This is a genomic window from Chamaesiphon sp. OTE_75_metabat_556 (genome assembly GCF_031378165.1).
Taxonomy (GTDB): domain Bacteria; phylum Cyanobacteriota; class Cyanobacteriia; order Cyanobacteriales; family Chamaesiphonaceae; genus Chamaesiphon.
Window position 1 is genome coordinate 1 of sequence record NZ_JANNDR010000571.1, and the last position, 3899, is coordinate 3899.

Below are 3899 nucleotides of genomic sequence, written 5' to 3' on the forward strand. Positions count from 1 at the left end.
AGATTAGGGACGATCGTCAATTAGAGAGAAAACTTTTAGTTGAGTGGCTTAGAGCACGCCGAAGCCATTGACTGCAATGACGCCAGCCGCAGCCGATGCCGCTAAGGACGTCACCGCCGTACCAAACAACCACCAAGCAGCACCTGCGGCGACCTTTTGAGTCTCGATCGCTTGTTGTTGGGCTTGCCGTTTGACTGCTTTGTAGCGTTTTTTGACTTCTTGCTGGACGGACTGAGCGCGGTTTAGGACACCATCGCGGGTTTCTTCGATCTTGGCGACAATGCGTTCGGCATCGGCGGCAGAGATATCCTCGCGCGAACTCAGCACAGCAATTAGGGTATCTCGATCGAATTGACCGAGGCGATCTCCTAGAGCTTCAAATCCAGCCTGCGGATCGTCAAAGAGCTTGCTAAAGTCGGCTTGGATGCCTTCATAGTTGAGTTCGGGACGATCGAGCGAGTCGAGATAGTCGCGGACTTTACCAAATAAATTATCGATCGCCGATTGGGCGAGTTGTTGAATTTTTTGGAATTGCTCGGTCAGGGTGCGATAGGAAGATTCGACTTGCTCGGCAATCCGGTTGGCTTCTTCTTCGCTGATATCTTCGCGCTGCGAGAGCAACGCGACAAAGGTAGATCGATCGAATTGACCGACGCGATCGCCCAAGCTATTAAAGCCAGCCCGAGGATCTTTGAGCAATAGCCCCAAGTCACGCTTGATACTATCGGGATTTAACTCCTCTTTATGGGTATTGCGGAGGTAGTTTTCCAGATTGGCTTCAAAGTCTACGGCTTGTTGTTTGGCACGACTAGCGAGGCGGCGAGGGGCTTTGACAATTGAATTAATTGCCGATTGCAATTGGTCTACCGCTTTGTTTACCTGTTCCTCGGTGAGATTATCTTGCTGCGCGAGTAACTTGACCAAGGTTTCGCGATCGACTTGGGATAACCGCTCGCGGAGTGCGCCAGCACCCGCTTTAGGGTCATCTAGCAGAGTTTGGAGATCCCGCTTGATGCCATCGGGATTGAGTTCTTCGAGATTGGTATTGCGAAGATATTCGCCGATCGCCGCTGTGGTTTTTTCGTACTGAACTTTGGTTTGTTCGGTGAGCTGGCGAGGAGCTTCAAGCACTTGCTGACGAACGGATTCGGCGCGATCTAGAATCTTGTTGACTTGGTCTTCATCTAGATCTTGACGTTGGCTTAATAACTGCACCAACGTATCGCGATCGAATTGTGATAAGCGATTTTTGAGTGCATCGATGCCTGCTTTAGGATCGTCGAATAGAACTTTGAGATCGCGCTCGATCCCATCGGGACTGAGTTCCTCTTTGTTCGTATCGCGCAGGTAAGCTTCAACTTTGCCGCGTACCTCCTGGGCTTGCCCTTGGAGATCCAGGGCTGGGACTGAAGCGGCATCCGGGACGCGGGTCGAGTCCAAGACTTCCGATCGCGCTTCGTCGAAATAGGTAGCCAGATTTTCGATGCTATCGGGCTGGAGATCGTCGCGCATTGAGAGAGTTTGGACGAAATAATTGCGATCAATCGGCTCTAATTGTTGGCGAATCGCTGCCGGATCGGCTTGCGGATCGTAAACTACATCCTTAAATTCTTGCTTGACGTTGGCTTGACTGAGTTTCCAGGCGGGGGAAGAAAGCAGGTAGTCTTGTAAATCAGCCTGAATCACGCTAAATGGCTTCGATTCTTCATCGGGTGCTGACGGCTCCTGTTTTGAGGGATGACCGCCGGACGCGCCGAGAACTGCGGTTTTGACCTTGTTTACCTGAGTGGCAACTTTCTCGACATCCAAGTCGGAGAGGTTGGCATTTTGGACTACTTTACTAACGAGCGCACTCAGACCCACTTGCAAAGCCTGACTCGCTAAACTCCCACCATTGCCATCGCCGAGATTGGTACCTTTAACGATCGCTTGGAGTTTGCCAGTCAATTCGTCGGGGTTGAAATCTTCAAGACTGACAGAGTTCATCAGGTCGCGGAGCTGGCTAGGCACATCTGTTTTACCACCTTTATCAGCCACTTGCTTCCAAGTGCTTTCGAGCCTGTCGGCAATCTGGTTGATATCTTGTTTGGATAAATCGGTACGGTTGCTGACTAAGTCTATGAAGGTCTGCCGATTGACAGTGCCGAGTAAATCGCTAGTGGCGAGATCCTGGATGTTGGCATCTTTAACGATCTTCTCAAACTGAGAGCCAATTTTATCGAGATCTAGGTCGGGCAGCTTCAAGCCACTCAATGAGCTTTGGAGTGTTTTCTGAATACTATTGGGATCGAATCCGGTCGTCAGTTCGCGGCGGACGGCAGCAGTAATCTCTTCGGCTGTCGAGATGGCTTGGTTTTTGGCGACATTTGCCCCGATCGCGCCTGTGGTAGCACCCATCAGCCCTTGAAGGCCGGATGTCGCCGTGCTGACGATCGATCCCAGCAGGGAGCCAACAGCATTCGAGCCGAGCCAGACTAACACTGTAAAATAGGTTGCCCAAATCGTCACGCCCACCAACGCACCGAGGAAAGCATCGTTAACTAAACTAAATTTCACCGCGAGATAAGATGCGGCAAATAAGGCGATCGTGGCTGTGATGAGGACACCGATACCGACTTTGGTTTCGATAACGCGTACGGTATCCATCAGGCTCTCATCATCATCGGAGTTAATATCTAGCGGGACATCGCCAGGGGTAGCGACTAAGGCTACAGATAGATTGGTGAGCAACAATTGAAAGGCAAAGGCCATCATGATCCCTGCGAGCAAGCCGACAACTAGTTGCGATCCAGAACCGGGATTGTCGAGGACAAAGGCACCTGGTTCGATGCGGATCTGGGCGAGTTGTAGCGAGCCGCTGTCGATCGGGGAAAGTTCTAAATTGGAAAACATCATCTTGCTCCATGACAAATATTTAGCAAGCGAGCCGGATCGAGACGACCTAAAAACCACCTGAAAAATTATTTTCAGGCGATTGGCGATCTGATTACTGGGCTAACTTTTGGAATAACAACTAGCGCAATGCGACTAGTTATTACTAGTGAGAGTAGAAGTTTGACCGAGCTTTTTCTCAGCAAAATAGTTATTGAGGAAACTGCTCGCTAATGATAAGACCACTGGACCGAGGATGAAGGCCAGTAAACCATGAATGGCGAAGCCCGGTACTAAAATAGCCGCCAGCCATAAGCAGACACCATTAACAACTAGTGAAAAGAGTCCTAGACTCAAGAAGTTAATCGGTAGCGAGAGGATCGATAGAATCGGTCTGATGGTCGCATTCACAAATCCGATCGCGGCGGCTGCGACTAAGGCGGCGGGGAAGTTGGCAATCTCAATGCCTGGAACGACCAAATCGTCTACTAATAAGCCCAAGGCAGTGGCGAGGGTAGTGACGAGGTAGGGAATAATGTTGCTATTCATATTAGGTGCAATTTTTAAATAAATTCTGCTGCGACATTGCCGATCGATGTCAGTTTTATTTGTAAACTGAGTCATTAATCTCATCTTGTTTGGCGATCGCCCAGACGGCATGAATGCTGCCAGGAATCCAGCCGAGAATAGTCAGGGCAATATTAATAAATAAAGTCATACCGATGCCATAGGTCAGAAAAACACCAACTGGGGGCACCAAAATTCCCAGCACTATATGTAGTAATTTCATTGTTGTTTCACCATGTTGATAAAGATTGCGGCCTAGTTACTTAGGAGGGGAAATGCCTAGGATCGCCCCTACTCAAATAACTGGACTTCGGGTTGAGACTTAACTATGAATGCGAACTTCGATTTTTGATGCTGTGCCAAAGTTCTTTGAGTTGCTGCTTAATTGCGCCTTCTTTACGGGCGGCTGATGAGCCAGCTCTAGCAAAGCGGTCGCTGGTCGCTTCCTGTTGGCGGTCTAG

Annotated in this window: 3 protein-coding genes; all 3 read right to left on the minus strand. The window is 49.7% G+C overall.

What is annotated here, in order from left to right:
• Positions 1 to 48: 48 nt before the first annotated feature.
• Positions 49 to 2892 carry a TIGR04086 family membrane protein gene (locus tag RMO27_RS22490; protein WP_309736766.1) on the minus strand — a complete coding sequence of 948 codons (2844 nt, stop codon included), beginning with the start codon at positions 2890 to 2892 and terminating at the stop codon, positions 49 to 51.
• 135 nt (positions 2893 to 3027) lie between these two features.
• Positions 3028 to 3420, minus strand: coding sequence for a phage holin family protein (locus RMO27_RS22495; RefSeq protein WP_309736767.1), 393 nt, complete (start codon positions 3418 to 3420; stop codon positions 3028 to 3030).
• Between the two features lie 55 nt (positions 3421 to 3475).
• A complete protein-coding gene (locus RMO27_RS22500; protein WP_309736768.1) occupies positions 3476 to 3661 on the minus strand; it encodes a YqaE/Pmp3 family membrane protein in 186 nt (61 codons plus the stop codon).
• Between the last annotated feature and the right edge of the window lie 238 nt (positions 3662 to 3899).